The sequence below is a fragment of the Microbacterium mcarthurae genome, from assembly GCF_046064585.1.
Lineage (GTDB): Bacteria > Actinomycetota > Actinomycetes > Actinomycetales > Microbacteriaceae > Microbacterium > Microbacterium mcarthurae.
Genome location: NZ_JAROCE010000001.1, coordinates 1,099,292 through 1,118,006, shown reverse-complemented (window position 1 = coordinate 1,118,006; position 18,715 = coordinate 1,099,292). Strand labels below are relative to the sequence as shown.

The 18,715-nt window shown below is 71.8% G+C and carries 18 protein-coding genes; 7 read left to right on the top strand and 11 right to left on the bottom strand.

Features of this window, described 5'->3' with window-relative positions; genetic code table 11:
- Positions 1 to 59: 59 nt before the first annotated feature.
- Both P5G46_RS05450 and P5G46_RS05445 read right to left on the bottom strand, forming a co-directional pair.
- Positions 60 to 1,541 carry an MFS transporter gene (locus P5G46_RS05450; RefSeq protein WP_239276739.1) on the bottom strand — a complete coding sequence of 494 codons (1,482 nt, stop codon included), beginning with the start codon at positions 1,539 to 1,541 and terminating at the stop codon, positions 60 to 62.
- Between the two features lie 144 nt (positions 1,542 to 1,685).
- Complete coding sequence (locus P5G46_RS05445; RefSeq protein ID WP_408905145.1) at positions 1,686 to 3,233, bottom strand: carboxylesterase/lipase family protein; 1,548 nt, start codon at positions 3,231 to 3,233, stop codon at positions 1,686 to 1,688.
- A 62-nt stretch (positions 3,234 to 3,295) separates the two neighbouring features.
- Here P5G46_RS05445 and P5G46_RS05440 point away from each other — a divergent pair, with 62 nt between their 5' ends.
- From P5G46_RS05440 to P5G46_RS05430, 3 genes are read left to right on the top strand one after another with little or no spacing between them, the layout of a single operon-like run.
- The gene (locus P5G46_RS05440; RefSeq protein WP_408905144.1) at positions 3,296 to 4,918 is read left to right on the top strand and encodes an SDR family oxidoreductase; all 1,623 of its coding nucleotides are present in this window, start codon (positions 3,296 to 3,298) and stop codon (positions 4,916 to 4,918) included.
- A gap of 9 nt (positions 4,919 to 4,927) precedes the next feature.
- The gene (locus tag P5G46_RS05435) at positions 4,928 to 5,410 is read left to right on the top strand and encodes a MogA/MoaB family molybdenum cofactor biosynthesis protein (protein ID WP_239276742.1); all 483 of its coding nucleotides are present in this window, start codon (positions 4,928 to 4,930) and stop codon (positions 5,408 to 5,410) included.
- On the top strand, positions 5,407 to 5,835 hold the full coding sequence (locus P5G46_RS05430; protein WP_239276743.1) for a molybdenum cofactor biosynthesis protein MoaE: 429 nt from the start codon (positions 5,407 to 5,409) through the stop codon (positions 5,833 to 5,835). The genes P5G46_RS05435 and P5G46_RS05430 overlap by 4 nt, the downstream gene beginning before the upstream one ends.
- A 176-nt stretch (positions 5,836 to 6,011) precedes the next feature.
- Here P5G46_RS05430 and P5G46_RS05425 read toward each other — a convergent pair whose 3' ends face one another.
- The 5 genes from P5G46_RS05425 to moaA are packed head-to-tail and all read right to left on the bottom strand — an operon-like array spanning position 6,012 to position 9,762.
- Positions 6,012 to 6,248 carry a MoaD/ThiS family protein gene (locus tag P5G46_RS05425; protein ID WP_408905143.1) on the bottom strand — a complete coding sequence of 79 codons (237 nt, stop codon included), beginning with the start codon at positions 6,246 to 6,248 and terminating at the stop codon, positions 6,012 to 6,014.
- On the bottom strand, positions 6,245 to 6,724 hold the full coding sequence (gene moaC, locus P5G46_RS05420) for a cyclic pyranopterin monophosphate synthase MoaC (RefSeq protein WP_408905142.1): 480 nt from the start codon (positions 6,722 to 6,724) through the stop codon (positions 6,245 to 6,247). Before moaC ends, P5G46_RS05425 begins: the two co-directional genes overlap by 4 nt.
- Positions 6,721 to 7,944 carry a molybdopterin molybdotransferase MoeA gene (locus tag P5G46_RS05415; protein WP_408905141.1) on the bottom strand — a complete coding sequence of 408 codons (1,224 nt, stop codon included), beginning with the start codon at positions 7,942 to 7,944 and terminating at the stop codon, positions 6,721 to 6,723. The genes moaC and P5G46_RS05415 overlap by 4 nt, the downstream gene beginning before the upstream one ends.
- Positions 7,937 to 8,710, bottom strand: a complete 774-nt coding sequence (locus P5G46_RS05410; protein ID WP_408905140.1) for a HesA/MoeB/ThiF family protein — start codon at positions 8,708 to 8,710, stop codon at positions 7,937 to 7,939. The genes P5G46_RS05415 and P5G46_RS05410 overlap by 8 nt, the downstream gene beginning before the upstream one ends.
- Positions 8,707 to 9,762, bottom strand: a complete 1,056-nt coding sequence (moaA, locus tag P5G46_RS05405) for a GTP 3',8-cyclase MoaA (protein ID WP_408905139.1) — start codon at positions 9,760 to 9,762, stop codon at positions 8,707 to 8,709. Before moaA ends, P5G46_RS05410 begins: the two co-directional genes overlap by 4 nt.
- Before the next feature lie 71 nt (positions 9,763 to 9,833).
- Here moaA and P5G46_RS05400 point away from each other — a divergent pair, with 71 nt between their 5' ends.
- The 4 genes from P5G46_RS05400 to P5G46_RS05385 all read left to right on the top strand — a co-directional run bounded on the left by P5G46_RS05400 (position 9,834) and on the right by P5G46_RS05385 (position 12,878).
- A complete protein-coding gene (locus P5G46_RS05400; RefSeq protein ID WP_239276749.1) occupies positions 9,834 to 10,235 on the top strand; it encodes a TOBE domain-containing protein in 402 nt (133 codons plus the stop codon).
- 68 nt (positions 10,236 to 10,303) lie between these two features.
- Entirely contained in the window at positions 10,304 to 11,053 is a 750-nt protein-coding gene (gene modA, locus P5G46_RS05395) for a molybdate ABC transporter substrate-binding protein (RefSeq protein ID WP_408905138.1), read from the top strand.
- A complete protein-coding gene (modB, locus tag P5G46_RS05390; RefSeq protein WP_408905137.1) occupies positions 11,050 to 11,832 on the top strand; it encodes a molybdate ABC transporter permease subunit in 783 nt (260 codons plus the stop codon). Before modA ends, modB begins: the two co-directional genes overlap by 4 nt.
- Positions 11,829 to 12,878 carry an ATP-binding cassette domain-containing protein gene (locus P5G46_RS05385; protein WP_408905136.1) on the top strand — a complete coding sequence of 350 codons (1,050 nt, stop codon included), beginning with the start codon at positions 11,829 to 11,831 and terminating at the stop codon, positions 12,876 to 12,878. The genes modB and P5G46_RS05385 overlap by 4 nt, the downstream gene beginning before the upstream one ends.
- 5 nt (positions 12,879 to 12,883) lie before the next feature.
- Here the strand turns inward: P5G46_RS05385 and cydC are convergent, their stop codons facing one another.
- The 4 genes from cydC to P5G46_RS05365 are packed head-to-tail and all read right to left on the bottom strand — an operon-like array spanning position 12,884 to position 18,675.
- Positions 12,884 to 14,572 carry a thiol reductant ABC exporter subunit CydC gene (cydC, locus tag P5G46_RS05380; RefSeq protein ID WP_408905135.1) on the bottom strand — a complete coding sequence of 563 codons (1,689 nt, stop codon included), beginning with the start codon at positions 14,570 to 14,572 and terminating at the stop codon, positions 12,884 to 12,886.
- Positions 14,569 to 16,194: a thiol reductant ABC exporter subunit CydD gene (gene cydD, locus P5G46_RS05375; RefSeq protein WP_375095929.1), complete on the bottom strand. Its 1,626-nt coding sequence runs from the start codon at positions 16,192 to 16,194 to the stop codon at positions 14,569 to 14,571. Before cydD ends, cydC begins: the two co-directional genes overlap by 4 nt.
- Positions 16,191 to 17,222, bottom strand: a complete 1,032-nt coding sequence (gene cydB, locus P5G46_RS05370) for a cytochrome d ubiquinol oxidase subunit II (RefSeq protein ID WP_239276754.1) — start codon at positions 17,220 to 17,222, stop codon at positions 16,191 to 16,193. Before cydB ends, cydD begins: the two co-directional genes overlap by 4 nt.
- Before the next feature lie 10 nt (positions 17,223 to 17,232).
- Positions 17,233 to 18,675 (bottom strand): cytochrome ubiquinol oxidase subunit I, encoded by a 1,443-nt coding sequence (locus tag P5G46_RS05365; RefSeq protein ID WP_239276755.1) that lies wholly within the window; start codon positions 18,673 to 18,675, stop codon positions 17,233 to 17,235.
- Positions 18,676 to 18,715: the final 40 nt, after the last annotated feature.

Below are 18,715 nucleotides of genomic sequence, written 5' to 3'. Positions count from 1 at the left end.
TTGTCGCCGCGGAGCACCCGGTGGCGACAAATTCTGGCGACTCGCGCGTGGCGGGGCGGTCAGGGGCGGCGGATCTCGAGGGGCATCGTGGAGGTGTCGATGAGGGGGTCGTCGTCCTGGCGGGCGACCACGGCCTCCGCTTCCGCGGGTGTCTCGACCGCGGGCACCGAGCCCAGCAGGGGTCGCCGCGCGGTCTCGCGCATCGCCAGCAGCGCGAGGAGACCGAGCGCCGCGAAGAACATGATGTAGAACGCGGGCATGAGGGTGTTCCCGGTCCACTCGATCAGCGCCTGGCTGAACAGCGGCGTCGTTCCGCCGAACAGCGACACCGCGATGTTGTACGCCACCGCCATCGCACCAAAACGTGACGCGGTGGGGAAGAGGGCGGGGAGCGCGGATGCCGAGATCGCGACGTAGAACGCCACCGGCACCGCCGCCATGAACAGGGCGATCATGACCGCCCACAACTCGCCGATCTGCATGATGAGGAAGGCCGGCACGAGGAGCACGACGGCCGATCCGGCGGCGATCGCGTACACGGGCTTCCGGCCGATCCGGTCACTGAGCTTGCCGATCAGAGGGAGCGTGGCCGACATCACCAGCAGGACCGGAACCGTTGCGACGGCGGCTCCGAGGTTGGAGATGCCGACCTCGGTCTCTAGGTAGGTGGGCATGTAGCTCGTCAGCGCGTAGCCGGCCGTGTTGGTCGCCGCGACGAGCGCGATGCCGATGAGCAGCGCACGCCAGTGATGACGCACGATGCCCCTGAGCCCCTGCCGAGCCAGGGGATCGTCGGAGCCGATCTCCTGCGCGGCTTCGGCCGCATGGGTCTGCTCGAACGAGGGGGTCTCGGGGATGCGCAGACGGAAGTAGATCGCGACGATACCCAGCGGGATCGCCAGCAGGAACGGGATACGCCAGCCGTACTCGACCATCGCGTTCTCGCCCGAGATGGAGGTCGTGATCGCCGTCGTGATCGCCACCGCCGAGGCCCCGGCGGCGAACCCGACGTACGAGCCGACATCGAGCCACGACGACCAGAACCCCCGGCTGCGGTCGGGGGAGAACTCCGACACGTACGTCGTCGCGCCGGCGTACTCGCCTCCCGTGGAGAACCCCTGGACCATCTTCAGCAGGTACAGCGGCACGATGGCCCACAGACCGATCGCGGCCGACCCGGGCAGCAGGCCGATGAGGGCGGTCGCGGTGGCCATCATCGCCATGGTCAGGAACAGCACCTTCTGGCGTCCGATGCGGTCGCCAAGGGGGCCCAGGACGAAGCCACCGAACGGGCGGACGAGGAACGAGATCGCGAAGCCGAGCAGGGTGACGAGGAGGCCCCACGGCTCGGGGAGGTCGGAGGTGAAGACGACCGCGAGGGTGACGGCGAGGTACCCGTAGATGCCGAAGTCGAACCACTCCATGAAGTTGCCGACGACGGTTCCGCCGATGGCCGTGCGGACGCGCTTCTTGTCGACGACGATGACGTCATCGACCTCGAGGCGGGGATGATCGGATGCCGCGGAAGAATGCTGGCTCATACTCCACCCCTACCGCGAACGCGGTGCGTTTTCCAGTCGATGGGATGCGCGGAACGGATGTGTTAGCCCGGTCCCGTCGCCCGCCGCGAGAAGCCCGGTCGGTCGCTCAGAGCCGCTCGCCCTCGACAGACTTCCCCCCGCGTGTCAGGAGAACGTCAGGATCGTATCGCCCCACGCGCGGCGGAGGTCGCCGTCGAGGTCGTTGACGACGGCGTCGTGCCGGTCGATCACGAGCGTCGCCCGCGCGTCGTCCCCGTCCGTGCGGAATGGGCGCCAGGCGGGGGTGCCGGATGCCGTCGGCTCGTCTCCCCGAGCGAAGGCAGTCCACCGCGCCAGCATTCGCGCGGAGATCAGGTCGGCGATGCGGCGCCCGCCGAGCCGGAAGGTCAGGTCCTTCGGGCCGCTCACGAGGTTCCCCCACACGTACGGCAACTCGGTCGCGTGTGTGGCCCCGAGGCCGATGAGTCGGAGGAAGGGCGCGGCGTGGTCGAAGCGGTACAGCCACACCGGCGCGGCCTTCGAGTGACCTTCGGCCACCCACAGCGTGGGGAGACGGAAGCCGATATCGCGCGCCACGCCCAGCCCGATCGCACGATGACGCACGTGCTCGTACGCGGTCAGCACCTGTTCGCGCGTCGGCAGTTCGACGCCGGGGCTCTCCGCCGCCATATCGGCGAACATCTGATCGATGCGTTCGCCCGTGATGGGGATGAGCGGCGACTTCATGAACGAGAACAGTGACGCTTCGTCTTTGTTCGTGCCGATCACGAGGGGGACCGGGATGCCGCGGCCCTCCCGGAGCACCGCGATGGGGGCTTCCGGGAGCAGGTCGCCGTCGACGACCGGAGCGAACGCGAGCGTGCCGGGGTCGCTCGTCGGGACGTCGGCGTAGACGCGCTGGCTGGCGGCGACGATCGCATCGACCGAGGCGGCCTCGACCGCGGTCGAAGCCGCGGGGTCGTCCGCGGCGATTCCCAATTCGGAGAGGAAGCGGCGGGCGACCTTCATCGCGCGCGCGCTGCCGTAGACGCTGGAGGCCGGAGACGATTGAGCGATCGCGCGGTGGAACAGACCCCGCGCCGACGGGGTCGCAAGGAGCGTGGTGACCAGGCCGCCCCCTGCGGACTCGCCGAACACCGTGACGCGGCTCGGATCACCGCCGAAAGCCGCAACATTGCGCTGCACCCACCGCAGGGCGAGCAGGACGTCCTTGAGAGCGAGATTGCCGTCGAAACCCCCGTCGGGCAGGGCGTGGGAGAGGTCGAGAAAGCCGAGGGCGCCCAGGCGGTAGTTGACCGTGACCACGATCACGTCGCCGGCCGACACCATCGACGTCGCGTCATAGAGCGGTTGGCTCGAGGACCCGAACGTGTAGGCGCCGCCGTGCAGCCACACCATCACCGGGCGGGCGGACGCGCTCTCCCCCTCCGGTGCCCACACATTCAGTGACAGGCAGTCCTCGTCTTCGACGGCTCCTTCTCCGAGCGGGATCGCCGGATTCGTGGGCTGAGGGCAGACGGGGCCGAAGACGGTGGCATCCACGACGCCGTCGGCGTCCGGCGCAGGAAGGGGAGCGCGCCAGCGGCGCTCGCCCGTCGGGGGGAGCGCGAAGCGGATGCCGCGCCACGAGCGGACGGAACGGTCGACGCGGCCCCGGAAGGTGCCGGCGGGCGCGGTGACGGTGGTCTCCACGCGCCTCACCCTATCGGCGTCAAGCCCCCGCTCGTGTCGTCGGCCGGGCGTACGGTGGCGGCATGAGCGAGCTGTCCGCCCCCACCGGCCGTGAACCCGCGCTCGTCGCGCAACCCCGACCGGACGGATCGCCTCCGCGCGCGCTCGTCCTCGGGGCCACCGGCTATCTCGGGGGTCGTCTGGTGCCGCGCCTGCTGTCGGCCGGCTATCGGGTGCGCGTGCTCGCCCGCGACGCGCGGCGCGTCGAAGCGTTCCCCTGGGGCCATGACGTCGAGACGATCGAGGGCGACGCGACCGATCAGGCGGCGGTGGCCCGTGCCGTCGAGGCTGTCGACGTGGTCTACTACCTCATCCACTCCATGGGCGGCGGGCGCGACTTCGAGGACACCGATCGTCGCGCGGCCCGAACGGTCGCCGACGCCGCCGCAGGGGCGTCCGTGTCTCGGATCATCTACCTCGGCGGGCTCCACCCCGACGACGCGCCGCTGTCGGCGCATCTTCGATCGCGCGTCGAGGTGGGCGAGATCTTGCTCGCCAGCGGAGTGCCGACGCTCGTGCTGCAGGCCGGTGTGGTGATCGGATCGGGCTCGGCGTCGTTCGAGATGGTGCGACACCTCACCGACGTCCTGCCGTACATGCCCGCGCCCAAGTGGGTGCGCAATCACATCCAGCCGATCGCCGTGCGCGACGTGCTGCACTATCTGCTCGGGGCCGCGCGTGTCGCCCCCAACGTCAACCGCGCCGTCGACATCGGCGGTCCCGACGTGCTGCGCTACGGGCAGATGATGAACGGCTACGCCCTCGAGGCGGGGCTTCCCCAGCGTGCGATCGCGTCACTCCCCGTGCTCACCCCGCGGCTGGCCTCGCACTGGGTCAATCTCGTCACCCCGATCCCGAAGTCGATCGCCCGTCCGCTGGTGGAGTCGCTGCAGAACGACTGCGTCGTGAAGGACCGTGCGATCGACGACCTCGTCCCGCGTCCCGAGGGCGGGCTGATGCCTTACCGTGAGGCCGTGCGCCGAGCGCTCGGCCGGGTGAACGACGACGCCATCGAGACCAGCTGGCAGGATTCCGAGGTCTCGGGAGCGCCGAGTGACCCGCTGCCGAGCGACCCCGAGTGGGCGGGCCGTCTGGTCTACACCGACGAGCGGACGATGCGCACGAGCGCGAGCCCCGCGCAACTGTGGTCGGTGATCGAAGGCATCGGCGGCGAGAACGGCTGGTACTCGTCACCACTGCTCTGGGCCATCCGGGGGTGGATGGACCGTCTGGTCGGCGGGGTGGGCCTCGCGCGCGGTCGGCGCAGCCGTACGGTCGTCACGGTCGGAGACGCCCTGGACTTCTGGCGTGTCGAGGCCATCGAGCCGGGCCGTCTGCTGCGCCTGCGTGCCGAGATGAAGGTGCCTGGTGGGGCGTGGCTCGAGCTGCGCGCGAGTCCCGAGGGCGACGGTGCGCGATTCGACCAGCGGGCGTTGTTCTTCCCCACGGGGCTCGCCGGGCGGTTGTACTGGCTGGCCGTCCTCCCGTTCCACGGACTCATCTTCAGCGGTATGGCACGACGCATCACCGCCGCCGCCGAATCGGTGCAGCGCGATGACCTGGCGCCGAAGGCCAAGGCGGGGCGCATGGCCCCCGAGGTGCCCGAGGTGGAGACGATCCCCGCCGCATCGGACGCACCCGCCTAGGCTGGGACGGTGCCGCACACCGCTCGCGTGATCACCGTCTCCGACCGCTCCGCCGCCGGGCTCCGCGAGGACCGGGGCGGTCCGCTCGCCGTGTCGCTCCTGCGCGAGGCGGGGTTCGAGTGCGCCGACGCCGTCGTCGTACCCGATGGTGCGGACAGCGTGGAGAGCGCTCTCCGCGCCGCGATCGCTGCGGGCGCGGGTCTGGTCGTCACGACCGGCGGCACCGGTGTCGCACCCACGGACCGCACGCCCGAGGGCACCGTGACGGTGCTCGACCGTCAGATCCCGGGGATCGCCGAGGAGCTCCGCCGCCGCGGACTCGACGACACGCCGCTCGCGGTCCTCTCGCGCGGACTCGCCGGCATCGCCGACCCCGCGACCCTCGTCGTGAACCTTCCCGGATCCACGCGTGCCGTGGCATCCGGAATCGCCGTGATCGCCGAGCTGGCCCCGCACGTCCTCGATCAGCTCGCCGGAGGAGACCACGCATGAGCGCCGTCCGTATCGCCCGCCTGTCCGAGGAACCGCTCGACCTCGACGCGCACCTGCGTGCGGTGGAAGACGACGCCTCAGGAGCGGTCACGACGTTCGTCGGGCGCGTTCGCAACACCGACCCGGATGCCACGGATGCCGTCGTCGCGCTGGAGTACAGCGCACATCCCGACGCGCCCGCCGCGCTCCACCGCATCGCCGAGCACGCTGCCGCGGGCACCGATGCGATCGTGGCGGTGAGCCACCGTGTGGGGCGCCTAGGCGTGGGGGAGGCGGCGGTCGTCATCGCGGTGGCTTCGGGTCACCGGGCCGCGGCATTCGAGGTGTGCCGCACCGTCATCGAGACGATCAAGACCGATCTGCCCGTGTGGAAGCGTCAGGTGGAGGCAGACGGCACCACGGCCTGGAAGGGCCTCGGAGGCTAGCGCTTGGCATCCGAGCACGCATAAACGCGTTCGGCGAGCATAAACGCGCTGTGCACGCGTTTCTGCGCGTGGAAAGCGTTTATGCGTGAGGGCCGACGGCGGGACGGCGGGACGGCGCGGCGGCGGGACGGCGGGACGGCGGGACAGCGCGACGCGCGGAAGGGGTGGGGTGAGGCTCAGCCGCCGGCAAACGGGGGCAGCACGTCCACGTGCGTGACCCCCTCGAGGGGCGCGTCGTCGTCGCGGCGCTCGCCGTCGACGAGGACGGCGCAGCGATTCAGGATGCCGCCGAGCTCGGGGTGGTCGGCGACGACGGCCGCGCGCAGCGCCTCGAGTCCCGGCTCGTGGCGGTCTTCGGCATCCGTTCCCGCTGCCTCGGCCGCGGCGGCGAAGTAGCGCACCCGGACGCTCACGCGGTCTCTCCCGGGCGGTGCCAGTCGCCGGACTTGCCGCCCGTCTTGGACACGATCCGCACGTTCTCGATGGACGTGCCCTTGTCCAGGCCCTTCACCATGTCGACGATCGCGAGGGCAGCCACCGACACGCTGGTCAGGGCCTCCATCTCGACGCCGGTGCGGTCGGCGGTGCCGACGGTGGCCTCGATCTCGACGCCGTCGTCCACGATCGCGAGGTCGACCGAGGCCCGGTGCACGCCGATGACGTGCGCGAGGGGGAGGAGCGCGGGCGTGGACTTCGCCGCCTGGATGCCGGAGATCCGTGCCACCGCCAGGACATCGCCCTTGGGGGCGGTGCCGTCGCGGAGAGCTGCGACCACCTCGGGGCTGCAGCGGACGAAGCCGCGCGCCGTCGCGGTGCGCACGGTGGGCTGCTTGGCGGTGACGTCGACCATGCGGGCGTGGCCCGCGGCATCCAGATGGGTGAAGGTCATGGCATCAGCATGACATCGACGGGGTCGCCGACGGCGACGGAGGCCACCTCGGCGGGGACGATCGCGAACGCCTCGGCTCGCGCCAGCGACGCGGCGAGGTGGGACCCGGACCCTCCCGGGGTGGCGGGGCGCACGGTGCCGGCGACGAGGTCGACGACGGCGGGGAGGTACTGGCGGCGACCGGGGGGTGTCGTCCAGGTCTCGGATGCCGTGAGCCGGGCCCTGCGGCGGTCGATCACCGCGCGTCCCTGCAGGCGGAGCAGCGCGGGACGCACGAACACCTCGAACGATACGGCCACGCTCACGGGGTTTCCGGGAAGCCCGAAGACGAGCCGGCCGTCGTCGAGTCGACCGAAGGCCTGCGGCTTCCCCGGCTGCATCGCGACCTTCTCGAACGCTATGCGGTCGGACAGTGCCTGGCGCACCGGTTCGTACGCTCCGGCGCTGACGCCGCCGCTGAAGACCACGACGTCGACCTCGGCCGCGTGTGCGAGCACGTCGTCGATTGCTCCGGCCTCGTCGGTCACGTGCGCCACGAGCACGACGTCGGCGTCGGCATCGGCGACGAGCGAGGCCAGCAGCGTCGCGTTCGAGTCGGGCGTCTGACCGCGGCCCGGTGCGACGCCGGGCGGCACCAGCTCGCTCCCGGTGGACACGACCGCGACGCGCGGACGGCGACGCACCTCGACCCGGTCGACGCCCGCCGCCGCCGCAGCGGCCCGTGCGAAGGGACCGAGCCGCTCTCCCGCGGTGAGCACGACCTCGCCCGCGCGGACGTCGCCGCCGCGGCGTCGGATGAACGCCCCCGCGGCGGCCGGCGCGTGACGCACCTCGATGAGGCCGAGGGAATCGGCGAGACCTCCGGCGGTGTCCTCGAACGGGACGACGGCGTCGGCGCCCGTCGGGATCGGCGCTCCCGTCATGATGCGCACGGCCTCGCCCGGGCCGAACGCGGGGTCATCGGCGGAACCCGCCGGGAGGTCGGCCACGACCCGGAGGACCACCGGGGTTCCGGTATCCGCGCCCTCGACGTCGGCGAAGCGCACGGCGAAGCCGTCCATCGACGAATTGTCGTCTCCCGGGAGGTCGTGGCGGGCGCGTACATCCGCCGCGAGCGTACGGCCCGCGGCCTCCACGAGACCGACCGTCTCGACGGGCAGCACGGTGACGGCTTCGAGCACGCGGGCGCGTTGCTCCTCGGCGGTGCGGAGATCAGGCACGCGGGGTCCTTCCGGTGAGCGGGACGATGTCCTGGCGGGCGCGCAGGGCGTCGATGACGGCCATGCGGCCGAGGAGCGGCTCCCCGGCGCCCGTGACCAGCTTGATCGCCTCGGTCGCGAGCATGCCGCCCACCTGCACGCACAGCGAACCGAGCACGCCGACCTGCGCGCACGTGGGGGGTTCGCCGACGGAGTCCGCAGGGAACACGTCCGACAGGGTCACGGGGGCGTGCCCCTCGGGCGGACGTGACCAGAACACCGTCGCCTGCGCCGACCACTCCTGCACCGCGCCCCACACCAGCGGCATCCCGAGGGCGTCGGTGGCGGATGCCACGGCGCTGCGCGTGTCGAAGGTGTCGCTGCCGTCGATCACGACGTGCGCGTCGGCGAGGAGCGGCCGCGCATTGTCGGCGGTCAGGCGCACTGTTTCCTCGCGCACGCGAGTGAGGGGCGAGAGGTCGCGGATCGCGCGCGCCGCCGAGGCCGTCTTCGGGACGCCGATGTCGTCGACGCGGTGCATCAGCTGCCGCTGCAGGTTCGTGCGCTCCACGATGTCGTCGTCGATCACGGTGAGTTCGCCGACGCCGGCGGCGGCGAGGGCCAGCAGCACGGGCGAGCCCAGACCCCCCGCCCCCACCACCGCGACGCGCGCGGCGGCGAGGCGCCGCTGGCCTTCCTCGCCGATGCCGGCGAGCACGGCGTGCCGTGCGGTGCGGACGAGTTCTTCGGGGGCGAGGGACACCACCGGGTCGACGAGCGGCTTCATCCGCCGATCGCGCTCATCGTGCGCTCGGGCTGGACGAAGTCGGCGCGCGCGAGCCCGACGCGGTCGGAACCGTGCGCGCGGGGCTTTCGCCACATGGCATCCCGCCAGATCTGCGCGAGACCCTCGTCGCTCGCGCCGTCGCGCAGCGCGGTGAGCAGATCGGTCTCCTCGTGCGAGAACAGGCACGAACGGATGCGGCCGTCGGCGGTGACCCGCGTGCGCGTGCACGCGGCGCAGAACGGCTCGGTCACCGAGGAGATGATCCCGACGTGACCCGCCAGCGTGCGGTGGCCGCGGCGCCGCACCTCCCACCGCTCGGCGGGGGCGGCGCCGCGCCCGCGCGGGTCGGGCGACAAGTCGAACACGTCCTCGAGGGCGCCGCGGATCTCGCGCGCGGGGACGACCTGCGTCTCGGTCCACGAGCGGTCGCCGTCGAGCGGCATGTCCTCGATGAACCGCATCTCGTAGCCGTGGGTCACCGCCCAGTCCACGAGCGGCACGACCTCGGTGTCGTTGATGCCGCGCAGCAGCACCGCGTTGATCTTGATGGGGCCGAGGCCCGCGGCCTGGGCGGCGTCGAGCCCCGCGAGGACCTTGTCGAGGTGCGGGCGGCGGGTCAGCTCGGCGAAGGTCTCGGGGTGCAGCGTGTCCAGTGACGCGTTCAATCGAGTGAGGCCGGCATCCTTGAGGGCCTGCGCGCGACGGTCGAGCCCCACCGCGTTCGTCGTCATCGCGATCGGAAGGTCGGGGTGGTCGGCGCGGATGCGGCCGATGACGTCCTCGAGGTCCTTGCGGACGAGCGGTTCCCCACCGGTAAGTCGCAGCTCCTCGGCGCCGAGCTGGCGCACGGCGACCCGCACGATGCGCGCGATCTCCTCCCCGGTCATGAGCTGCTGCTGCGGCATCCAGGGCAGCCCCTCGGCCGGCATGCAGTACGTGCAGCGCAGGTTGCACTTGTCGATGACGGAGACGCGCAGGTCGCGGGCGACGCGCCCGAACCGGTCGAGCAACCCGCCCTCGCGGGGCGCCCCGGTCTCGCGCACGGCATCCATGCGACGAGCCTAGGCGAGTGGCGGCGGGCCGGGGGTCGCCGCCGTCGCGTCGGCGGCGATACCGTCGTGCCATGCCGCACACCTTCCGCATCGCGCAGGCCGCACGCCTGCTCGGGGTCAGCGACGACACCGTGCGCCGCTGGGTCGACCAGGGTCTGCTTCCCACGACGGGCGCGACGCCCGTAGAGATTCCCGGTGAGGCGCTCGCCGCCCGCGCCGTCGCCCTCGCCGACGAACCCGAGGACCCCACCGGTGCCGTCTCCAGCGCGCGCAACCGCTTCGTCGGGATCGTCACGCGCGTACGTATCGACGGCGTGATGGCCCAGGTCGACCTGCAGTGCGGGCCGCACCGGATCGTGTCGCTCATGTCGGCCGAGGCGGCCCGCGAACTCGCGCTCGTCCCGGGCGCGCTCGCCGTGGCATCCGTGAAGGCCACCGTCGTGACCGTGGAAACGCCGCGCGAGCGGATCTGATCGCCCATCTGGTCCGCGGATGCGGAACAATGGATGCCGCGGCCCCGTGCCCGCGGAAAGGTCCCGCCATGCGTCTCGCCCGTCTCGCACTGCCCCTCGCGGCCGTGCTGTCGATGACGGCGTGCGCTTCGGCGGTGCCCCCCGCCGCGGGCAGTGGGCCCACCGGAGTCGTGCAGGTGTACGCGGCGGCGTCGCTGCAGAGAGCGTTCGACGAGATCGCCGCGGCGTTCGAGGCCGCGCACCCGGGGGTGGACGTCGTCTCCGTATACGACGGCTCGAGCACGCTGGCGACCCAGATCGACCAGGGCGCCCCGGCCGACGTCTTCGCATCCGCCGACGAGGACACCATGCACAGGATCGGTGATCTCGCCGTGGATGCCCGGATCTTCGCGGCGAACACTCTCGTCATCGCGGTCCCGGCGGGCAATCCGGGCGGCGTCACCGGCCTTACCGATCTCGCCCGCGTGACGACGGTGCTCTGCGCGGCCGCGGTCCCGTGCGGGTCGGCGTCGGCGACGCTCCTGGCGCAGGCCGACGTGTCGGTGACGCCGGTGAGCGAGGAGCAGAACGTCACCGCGGTGCTCGCGAAGGTCGAGGCGGGCGACGCACAGGCAGGCCTGGTCTACGCCACCGACGCCGCCGGTCGCGGCGATGTCGAGGTCATCGTCCCGGAGGGGGCCGAGGGCGTGGTCAACCGCTACCCGATCTCCGCGCTCCGCGATGCCGCCAACCCCGGGGGTGCGGAGGCGTTCACCGCGTTCGTGCTGTCGCCGCAGGGGCAGGGCATCCTCGCCGACGCGGGATTCCGCGCCCCATGACCGGGGGCGGGTACGTTCCGCGCTGGCTCGTGGTGCCGGCGCTGGCGGGCTTGGCATTCCTCCTCATCCCCCTCGCGGCGCTCATCGGGCGCGTCGAGTGGGGCACCCTGTGGGCGGATGTGACCTCGGATGCCGCCCGCTCGGCGCTGCTGCTGTCGGTGGCCACGGGGGCCGCGGCCACCGCGGTGTGCGCCGGTGTCGGCATCCCGCTCGCCCTCCTCATCGCCCGCAGCTCCCGTCGCACTGCGGCGGTGTTGCGCGCGCTCGTGACCGTGCCGCTCGTGCTGCCGCCCATGGTCGGCGGCGTCGCGCTGTTGTACCTCTTCGGCCGCAGCGGATGGCTGGGCGGCCTCGGGCTCCCCTTCACCACGATGGCCGTCGTGCTCGCCCAGGTCTTCGTCGCCCTGCCGTTCCTCGTGCTCGCCGTCGAGGGGGCGCTGCGCAGCACCGGGGTGGACTTCGAGCGCGCCGCCGCGTCGCTCGGTGCGAGCCGCGGCACGATCCTGCGGCGCGTGACGCTGCCGCTCGCCGCCCCCGGGATCATTGCCGGAGTCGTCCTGTGCTTCGCCCGGGCGATCGGCGAGTTCGGCGCGACCGCCCTGTTCGCCGGCAATCGTCCCGGTGTGACGCAGACGATGCCGCTGGCGATCTACACCGCGTTCAACGGCGGCGGTGTGGCCGAGGGCACCGCGGTGGCACTCGCTCTGCTGCTGCTGGTCACGGCGATCGCCGTCCTCCTGCTGGTGCGCGGGTGGCGCCCGTCGGCGGGCGCGTCGTGACCGCCGCGCTCTCGGCGCACATCGTCGTGCGGCGTCGCGCCTTCGTCGTCGACGTCGGCTTCGACGTGGCGCCCGGTGAGACGCTCGCGATCATGGGGCGCAGCGGCGCGGGGAAATCGACGCTGCTCCAGGTCCTCGCCGGGCTTCAGCCGCTCGACGCGGGGGAGGTGTCGCTGGATGACCGCGTGCTGGACCGTGCCGCAGCTCCTCGCGTGCGTACCGCCCCGATGCATCGGGGCATCGTGCTCCTCGACCAGGACGCACGCTTGTTCCCGCACCTCTCCGTCCGCGAGAACGTGGCCTTCGGTCCGCGCGCCGCCGGCGTGGACCGTGGGACCGCTCGGGACCGGGCGGAGGAGTGGCTCGCCCGCGTCGGGCTGCCCGGGACCGGTGAGCGTCCTCCGGCGACCCTCTCCGGCGGGGAACAGCAGCGTGTCGCGGTCGCGCGCGCCCTCGCGGCCCGACCGCGTGCGGTGCTGCTGGACGAACCCCTCGTCGCCCTCGACCCCGTCACCGCCGCCGAGATCCGGGCCATGCTGCGCGAGGCGCTGAGCGGCGTCACCGCGGTCGCCGTCACGCACGACGCCGTGGACGCCGCCGCTCTCGCCGACCGGCTGCTCATCATCGAAGAGGGCAGGGCCACCCAGGGGGGTGCGGTGGCCGACGTGCTGCGCGCTCCGGCCACCGATGTCGCGGCGCGCATCGCCGGACTGGAGCGTCTCGTCGGTCGTGCCGCGCGCGGCGGCTGGACGAGCGACGCGGTGCGGCTGGAGTCGTCGGATGCCGCCTCCCGCTCGCTGGCCACGAACGAGGGGCGCCCGATGGCCGCGGTGTTCCGGGCCTCCGATGTCCGCATCGGCGGGGCGGCGGTCAACGCCTGGTCCGCGCGCGTGGAACGACTGGAGCCGACCCCGTCGGGGGTGCGGGTCGTCACCTCGCGCGGAGCCGCCGAGGTCGAGCCGGTCGACGCGAGCGGGCTTCGCCGCGATGACGACGTGATGCTCTCGATCGCTCCCGATCGCGTGCGGTTCGTCCCGGCATCCTGACCGGTTCAGCTCGCCACGACCCGGCCCTCTTCCAGGCGCACGGTCCGGTCCACGATGTTCTCGGGCACCTCGACGTGCGAGATCAGGACGACCGCACGCGCGTCGTCGACCGCGCCGAGCAGATCGCGCAGAAGGGCGTCGGATGCCGCGGGGTCCACGCCCGCGGTGGGCTCGTCGAGCACCAGCACGGGGAATCCGCGCAGCAGGGCGCGCGCGAGGGCCAGGCGCTGGGCCTGGCCTCCCGAGACGAGGGCGCCCCGGTCGCCGACGGGAGCGTCCAGGCCCCCGCGCTCGCCGATCCACGTGTCGAGTCCGACGCGCTCGAGGACGCGGCGCAGGTCGGCGTCGGTGGCGTCGTCACGCGCGAAGAGCAGATTCTGGCGCACCGACTCGTCGAACAGATACGGGGACTGCTCGACCAGGCCGACGGTGCGGCGCAGGTCGTCGCCCGCGAGGGAGCGCGCCTCGACGCCGCCGATCGTGTACGAGCCGTCGTAGTCGAGGAAGCGGACCAGGACGTGCGCGAGCGTGGTCTTGCCGGCGCCACTCGGACCGGTGACGAGGACGCGTTCGCCGGGTCCGACGCGCAGGGTGACGTCAGCGATGCGCCCCGGGTCGTCGGCATCCGCGTCGCTGCGCGCGGGCCAATGCGCGGCGACGTCGCGCAGCTCAAGACCGGCCCCCAGCAAGGGTGCCTCGCCCCGCGCGGCGGGCTCGTGACGGGGGAGACCGTCGGGAATCTCGGCGGGCACCGCGTCCGCGATGCGCTCGGCTGCCGCCCGCACCTGGCGCCACGACGCCAAGGCCAGCGGCACCGGTCCGAACACCTCGAAGACCGCCATCGGCAGCAGGACCACCACGGCCAGGCCCGGCCCCGAGAGCGTGCCACCGGTGACGGCCGGGGCGGCCACGACGAGGGCGAAGAGGGAAGCGAGGCCGGCGAGTACGGAAACCGTGCCGGAGGTGAGACCCTGGGCGGCACCGCGGCGCACGACCGCGCGTCGAAGCGCTCGGTCGGCGGAGCGAACGCGTTCTTTCGCCGCGTCGAGCGCTCCGTAGGCGGTCAACACGTCGAGGTTGGTCAGCAGGTCGTGGACCGCATCGGCGACTGCGCCGCGGAGCGGTGCGATGGCACGTTCGGCCCGCGCCCCCGCCGCCCATCCGACCGCCACCGACACCGCGAACGCCCCGGCCAGGCACGCCAGGAGCGTCAGCGCGGCCGGCCACGACACCAGGGCCGTGAACGCGACGGCCGCGAGCGAGGTGATCCCGGCGACGGACAGCGGGAGAACGACGCGCAACGGGAGGTTCTGCAGCTCCTCGACGTCGTCGACGACGCTCGACAGCAACCCACCGCGTCGCGCGCGACCGAGACCGTCCGGCGCGAGGGGCACCAGGTCGCGCACGAGGTCGGCTCGCACGACCGCGAGTCGTTCGAGCGCGGCGTCGTGCCCGGTGAGTCGCTCGAGGTAGCGGAAGACGCCGCGCGACAGCGCGAAGGCGCGCACGCCCACGACCGCGGCGGACAGATACATCACCAAGGGCTGTTCGGCCGCGCGTGCGATCAACCACGCGCTCGCCGCGAGCAGAGCCACCGCGCTCGCCGCGGTGCCGAAACCCGACAGCACCGCGGGGGCGAACCGCCGGCGCGTCGGCATAGCGGAGGCCAGGATGCCGCGAACCCGGGCGTTCACGCGCGTGCTCCCAGCTCGACGACCCGGTCGGCGATCTCGCGGGCGGAGAGCCGGTGCGACACCAGGAGCACGCCCGCACCGCCGTCGGCCTCGGCGCGCAGGGTGCGCCAGAGGTGAGCCTCGGTTGCGGCATCCAGGGCGCTCGAGGGCTCGTCGAGGACGAGGATGCGGGCGCCCGCGACGCGTGAACGGTACAGGGCACGCGCGACCGCGACGCGTTGCGCCTGCCCGCCGGACAAGCCTGCGCCCCCCGCGCCGAGCGGCGTGGCGGGGTCGAGGTCGGCGGCACCGGCGTCGGCCAATGCCTGTGCGATCTCGCGGGCGTCCGCGGGAGAGCCGAGAGCGATATTCTCGGCGACGGTGCCCGACACCAGGCCGGGTCGCTGCCCCGCCCACGCCACGACCTCGCGAGCGTGCGCGACCGGGCGGCCGTCGACGCGCACTTCGCCCTCATGTTCGGCGTAGCCGAGGATCGCGGCGACCAGGCTCGACTTGCCGACGCCGCTCGGACCACTCAGCAGCACGACGTCACCGGGTCCGATCGACAGCGAGATCCGTGGCATCCGGTGCGCCCCGCGCGCGACGAGGACATCGTCGAGCTCGAGGGACGTGCCCGCACCGCCCGCATCGGCCCGCGGCCGCTCGGCCGTGCGCGCCGAATCCAGCGCGTCGAAGATCTCCTCGGTCGCGGCGACGCCCTCGGCGGCGGCGTGGAACTGCACGCCCACCTGGCGGATGGGCAGGTACGCCTCGGGAGCGAGCAGCAGGACGAAGAGCCCCACGAGCAGGCTCAGGTCTCCCGCGAGCAGCCGGAACCCGATGGTCACGGCGATGATGGCGACCGAGATGGATGCCAGGAACTCCAGCGCGAAGCCCGACAGGAACGACACGCGCAGCACCGTCATCGTCTCGCGCTTGTAGTCACGGGTGACGCGTTCGATCGTGTCGGCGGCGCGGTGCTCGCGTCCGAAGGCCTTGAGGGTCCCCAGGCCCTCGACGGTGTCGGCGAAACGCGCCGCGAGGCGACCGAGTGTGCCGTACTGCTTCTTCTGCACGGTGCGGGTCGCGAGTCCGATGAGCACCATGAACACGGGGATGAGTGGCAGGGTCAGCACGACGATGAGCCCGGACAGCGGATCGGCCAGGGTGATCGCCCCGATCAGGATCGGCGTCGTCACCGCGGTCGCCACCAGCTGCGGGAGGTAGCGGCTGAAGTAGGAGTCGAGCGCCTCGAGGCCGTGCCCGGCCGTCACCGATAGGGAGGCGGCGTTGCGCCGCGCGAGCCAACCGGGGCCGAGCGCGGCGACGGCGGACAGCAGCCGTTCCCTCAGCTGCAGGGAGGCGGCGGCGGCGCCGCGAGCCGCGACGCGTTCGGACGCCGCCACGAGCAGACCGCGCAGCACCACGAGCGCCGCCGCAGCGGCGATGGCTGCGGAGAGCTCTGCGAGGGGGCGTCCATCGATCGCACCCACGAGAGCGGAGGTGAGCGCCCACGCGAAGCCGACGACGACCCCCGTCTGGGCGAGGACGATCGCCGCACTCACCGCGAAGAAGCCGCGGGAGGCGGTGGCGTACCGCACCAGTCGGGGGTCGACGGGGCGCACCCGTGTCGTGTCGGTCAATGCGCCACCAGCGCGGCCTTCTCGATCCGTGCGCGCGTGACGCGCTTGCGGAACACCCAGTACGTCCAGCCCTGGTACGCGAGCACGACCGGCAGGAAGATCAACGCCGCCCAGCTCATGATGGTCAGGGTGTAGTCGGTGCTCGAGGCGTTCTCGATGGTGAGGCTCGAGCCGGCCTCCAGCGTCGACGGCATGACGTTGGGGAACAGCGCGAAGAACAGCGCCGCGACGGCGGTGACGATGGTGACCGCGCCGAGGGTGAAGGCGGTGCCTTCGCGATCGCGGAGGTTCGCCACCCACGAGCCGATGAGCGTCAGTGCGGCGATGCCGGACAGCGCCACCACACCCAGCAGCAGCGGAGCCTCGTTGTTCGCGGCCTGCAGGATCGTCCAGGCGAGGAACACCGCGGCGGCCACGATCGTGAGCAGCCCGGACGTCTTCGCCAGCGCGCGGGCGTCGCTGCGGACCTGCCCGTCGGTCTTCAATGCGACGAAGTAGACGCCGTGGGTGAAGAACAGCAGGAGCGTCACGACGCCGCCGAGCAGGCCGTAGGGGTTGAGGAGCGTGAAGAGCGTGCCGACGTACTCGTGGTCGGCATCCAGGGGGACTCCCTGCACGATGTTCGCGAAGGCGACACCCCACAGCAGCGCGGGCACGGCCGACCCGACGACGATCATGCGGTCGAAGCCGCGCTTCCACTTCAACGACTCCCGCTGATGGCGGTACTCGAACGACACTCCCCGGGCGATCAGCGCGAGCAGGATGAGGAGCAGCGGCAGGTAGAACCCGCTGAAGAGCGTGGCGTACCACTCGGGGAACGAGGCGAACAGCGCGGCGCCGGCGACGATCACCCACGTCTCGTTGAGGTCCCACACGGGGCCGATCGTGTTGATGATCTGACGGCGGGCGATGTCGTCCTTGCCGAGGAACGGCAGCGACATGCCCACGCCGAAGTCGAACCCGTCGAGGACGAAGTACCCGATGAAGAGGAATCCGACGATCCAGAACCAGAGATATGCGAGGTCCATGACTGTGCTCCTAGTAGACGGTCGTCGGGGTGTTCTCGATGGTGTCGGGCTCGCGCGGCGCGTCTGGGTCGGGCAGCGGGTCCGGCCCCTTCTGCGCGTGCTTCTTGATCAGCCCGAACTCGACCACGGCCAGGGTGGCGTAGATCGCGGTGAAGGCGATGAGCGAGATCAAGACGCTCCAGCCGGGCACGCTGGGCGAGACACCGTCCTCGGTGAGCATGAGGCCGAAGACGATCCACGGCTGTCGGCCCATCTCGGTGAAGACCCAGCCGACCAGGCTGCCCAGCAGCGGCAGGGGAGCGGCCCAGATCGCCACGCGCCACATCCAGGGAGCCACGGGGCGCGTCGCCTTCTTGCGGGTGACCCACAGGCCCACGACGCTGATGAGGGCGGCGAGGCCGCCGAGCGCGATCATCCACCGGAACGACCAGTAGGTGACCCACAGCACGGGGGCGAAGTTGCCGTCGACCTGGTCGGCGAACTGGGGAAACATCTCCTGCGCGTACATCGTGTTGAGGTCGTTGATGCCTTCGACGCAGCCGTCGAGCGAGTGCGTCGACAGGATGCTGAGAAGGAACGGCACGCGGATGGAGAACAGCTCGCTCGTGCCGTCCGGGGTGCCGAGCGTGAAGATCGAGAACGAGGCATCCGCCCCGCAGACGGTGTTGAAGGTCGCTTCGGCGGCGGCCATCTTCATCGGCTGCGTGGCGACCATGACGAGGCTGAGCTGGTCACCGGCGATCGCGACGAGGACGAACGAGACCACCGCAGACCACAGGCCGAAGCGCAGCGGCTTGCGCATCATCTCGACGTTGCGTCCGCGGGCGAGGTGCCACGCGGACACGGCGACCACGACCATCGCGGCGAACATCCAGCCCGAGAAGATCGTGTGGGGGAACGCGGCGAGGGCGACGGGGTTGGTGAGCATGGCCCAGAAGTCGACGAGTTCGGCGCGGCTGCCGTCGGCCGCCATCTGGTAGCCGACCGGGTTCTGCATGAACGCGTTCGCGGCGATGATGAAGTACGCCGAGAAGGTCGCCCCGAGCGTGGCCATCCAGATGCTCGCGAGGTGGGCGAGGCGGGGGAGCTTGTCCCAACCGAAGATCCACAGCCCGATGAATGTGGCTTCCAGGAAGAATGCCAACAGCCCCTCGAACGCCAGGGGAGCGCCGAACACGTCACCGACGAAACGCGAGTAGGCCGACCAGTTCATGCCGAACTGGAATTCCTGGACGATGCCGGTCACGACGCCCATCGCGAAGTTGATCAGGAAGATCTTCCCGAAGAAGCGCGTCAGGTGCAGCCACTTCACGTCGCCCGTGCGGTACCAGACGGTCTGGAAGATGGCCACGACCAACGACATGCCGAGCGTCAGGGGCACGAACAGGAAGTGGTACAGGGTGGTCAGGCCGAACTGCCACCGAGCGAGGATGAGGGGGTCGAGCCACTCCACGGGATGCCTCCGATCGACGACCTTCTCTGTGGTCTGACCA